General features: G+C 68.8%; 2 protein-coding genes and 1 pseudogene. 2 read left to right on the top strand and 1 reads right to left on the bottom strand.

Annotation, left to right across the window (positions count from 1 at the left end; all coding sequences use genetic code 11):
* On the bottom strand, positions 1-551 hold a 551-nt coding region (locus ACRDPS_RS22405), incomplete at its 3' end, for an LLM class flavin-dependent oxidoreductase (RefSeq protein WP_431503878.1).
* Positions 552-574: 23 nt separating this feature from the next.
* On the opposite strand from ACRDPS_RS22405, the gene ACRDPS_RS22410 reads away from it, so the two are divergent.
* Together ACRDPS_RS22410 and ACRDPS_RS22415 are read left to right on the top strand one after the other, a co-directional pair.
* Positions 575-1,615, top strand: coding sequence for an LLM class F420-dependent oxidoreductase (locus tag ACRDPS_RS22410; protein ID WP_431503879.1), 1,041 nt, complete (start codon positions 575-577; stop codon positions 1,613-1,615).
* 105 nt (positions 1,616-1,720) lie between these two features.
* Positions 1,721-2,028, top strand: a pseudogene (locus ACRDPS_RS22415) (hypothetical protein); the annotation flags it as partial.

Here is a 2,028-nt window from a genome sequence, read left to right on the forward strand (position 1 = left end):
CCGGCGTACTTGGTCGCGGCCGGGCCACTGCCGGCCAGGTAGATCGGGACCGGGGTCGACGGCTTGTCGTAGATGGTCGCCCGGTCGAGCTGGTAGTAGTCGCCCTCGAAGGTGACCCGGTCCTCGGACCAGAGCTTCTTGATGACCCGCACGGCCTCGCGGAACCGCGCGAACCGCACCTTGCCCTCAGGCCACGCGACGCCCAGCGGGGCCTCGTTCATCGCCTCACCGGTGCCCATCCCGAGCACGACCCGCTCGGGGAAGAGCGAACCCAGCGTCGCGAAGGACTGCGCCACGATCGCCGGGTGGTAGCGGAACGTCGGGGTGAGCACCGAGGTGCCCATCACGATCCGCTCCGTACGCGCACCCAGCGCGCCCAGCCACGTCATCGCGAACGGGGCGTGCCCGCCGTCGTGCCGCCAGGGCTGGAGATGGTCGGAGATGAAGACAGAGTCGAAGCCCTGCTCCTCCGCCATCACGCCGTAGTTCAGCAGCTCCGTGGGTGCGAACTGCTCGTTGGACGCCTTGTATCCGAACCTGATCTCCGTCACACGGTCACGGTAGCCTCCTCGGCATGAAGCTTGCGATGCCCTTGACCTACTTCGGCAACCCGCGCGACACGGCCGACCAGGTCGTCGGCCTGGAGAAGGCGGGTCTCGACCAGCTCTGGGTCGCCGAGCCGTACGGCTTCGATGCCGTCTCGCTCCTCGGCTACCTGGCCGCGAAGACCGAGACGGTCGAGCTCGGGGCCGGGATCCTCAACATCTACAGCCGTACGCCGGGGGCGCTGCTCCAGACCGCGGCCGGCCTCGACAACGTCTCCGGAGGCCGCGCGATCCTCGGCCTCGGCGCGAGCGGACCTCAGGTCATCGAGGGCTTCCACGGGGTGGCGTACGACAAGCCGTTGACCCGCACCCGCGAGATCATCGCGCTGCTGCGCGCCGGGCTGCGCGGCGAGCGGCTGCAGAGCGACGGGCTCTACAAGCTCCCGCTGCCGGCCGACCAGGGCACCGGGCTCGGCAAGCCGCTCAAGCTGCTCAACAAGCCCGAGCGTGCCGACACCCCGCTGTGGGTGGCCGCGCTGGGCGACAAGAACGTCGCGATGACCGCCGAGGTCGCCGACGGCTGGCTGCCGTTCCAGTTCCTCCCGGACAAGGCTCGCGACGTGTGGGGCGAGGCGATCGACAAGGGCCTGGCCAAGCGCTCGCCCGACCTGAAGCCCCTGGAGATCTCCGCCGGTGGACTGCTGGCGATCACCGACGACCCCGACGAGGCCAAGCGTCAGCGCGACACGATGCGTGGACTGCTGGCGCTGTACGTCGGCGGCATGGGCGCGCGCGGCAAGAACTTCTACAACGACATGGCCGTCAAGTACGGCTTCGGGGCCGAGGCCAAGAAGATCCAGGACCTCTACCTCGACGGCCACAAGCGTGACGCCGAGGCCGAGGTGCCCGACGCCTGGCTCGAGGCGGGCAACCTGGTCGGACCGGAGTCGTTCGTCAAGGAGCGGATCGCGGCGTTCAAGGAGGCCGGCGTGACCAGTCTGCAGGTGACACCGGCCTTCGGGACGGACGCTCCCGCGGCCATCGCCCAGGTCAAGGAGTGGCTGGCCTGAACGTGGCCGGCTGTGAACTCCCTAACACCAACGGCCACACCCGGCCGTCCCGCTGCGACTCTGCCCCCGTGGGCATTGTTCCATTGACGTATGTCTGAGCGCCCCATGTCTGAGCGCCCCATGTCCGAGCGGATCGTTGGCGCCGTCACCGGACCCGTCACGAAGTGGGTCGTGCTGGGGTTCTGGCTGGTGATGCTGGTCCTGATGGGTCCGCTGACCGGGAAGCTCGGCGATGTCGAGTCCCACGACAACTCCGACTGGCTCCCGGCCAACGCGGAGTCGACCCAGGCGATCGACGAGCTCGCCAAGGTGCAGGACCCCGACGACCTGACCACGACGATCGTCTACCACCGCGAGGGCGGGCTGACGAAGTCCGACTACACCGCGATCGTGCTGCAGATCCCCGAGATCGC

The organism is Nocardioides sp. (assembly GCF_050699375.1).
Classification (GTDB): domain Bacteria; phylum Actinomycetota; class Actinomycetes; order Propionibacteriales; family Nocardioidaceae; genus Nocardioides.